The following is a 978-nucleotide window of genomic DNA, read 5'->3' as shown; positions in this document are numbered from 1 at the left end:
CTAGACGAGTAATTCCGATCTCCGGTCAATGGTCGTAGGCGATCAGTGACCGGGTGATCGGGGCGTTGGTCGCGTTGTTGTGCCAGATCGCCGCCGCCAGCGCAAGAAGGCGCTGGGCGACGCGGATGGTGACCCCTTCTACGGAGCGGCCTCCATGGTCTTCCAGGTTGAGCTGGCCTTTGAGGGTGTCGTTGACCGACTCGATCAGCTGCCGGACCTTCTTGAGCATCGACTCGCCATAGCGGGCCTTCTCGTCCTTGCGGGACGGACGCAGCATCGTGATCCCGTACTCGCCCAGCAGCGTCTCGAAGTCCTTGCCCGCAAAGCCCTTGTCGCAGATCAGCAGGATGCCCTCGTGCTCGGCTGTCACGCCCGCGTCGACTTCGAGCATCGCCGCCAGTACCTCGCGTTCGCCGATCTTCGGGTCGGCCAGCGCCCACAGGATCGGCATTCCCGACGGAGCGCACACCAGGTACAGCTTCAGCCCCCAGTAGAACCGCGAGTGCGAAGCGCAATAGCCATACCCGGCCCATCCGGCCAGGTTCGAGCGCTTGACCGTCGGCCGGGACATCCCGCAGGGCACCGGGGTGGAATCCACGATCCAGCAGTCGTCGAGCCAGAAGTCGCTGGATCGGGCGAGCACGCGGATGGTCCGCTTGACCAGCCCGACGGCAGCACGCAGCCGTTTGTTGTAGCCGGACTGCTGCGGCAGATACGGGAACAGGCCGGCCAGGTGCTTGCGGGCGTAGCGCAGCCAGTGAGTCTCGGAGGTGAACCCGAGCAGCGCTTGAGCGACCGCGACGCAGACCAGTTCGGAGTCGGTCAGTACCGGTGGCCTGCCCGTCCATCGCGGTCCTCCCAACTCATCGTCGATCTTCACGTAGAGTGCGGTGAGAAGGGTCTCGATGTCGTTCGTCACAAAACGATCATGGAGGCCCTTCCCCTATGCACCGCAAGCCTTCGGACTTACTCGTCTAG

At 64.1% G+C, this 978-nt stretch carries 1 protein-coding gene; it reads right to left on the bottom strand.

What is annotated here, in order from left to right:
• Positions 1-25: 25 nt before the first annotated feature.
• A complete protein-coding gene (locus ABGB01_RS45975; RefSeq protein ID WP_347780651.1) occupies positions 26-919 on the bottom strand; it encodes an IS982 family transposase in 894 nt (297 codons plus the stop codon).
• Positions 920-978: the final 59 nt, after the last annotated feature.

This window comes from Nonomuraea sp. B5E05 (genome assembly GCF_039880665.1).
Taxonomy (GTDB): Bacteria; Actinomycetota; Actinomycetes; order Streptosporangiales; family Streptosporangiaceae; genus Nonomuraea.
This window is presented reverse-complemented; position numbering and strand designations above follow the sequence as displayed.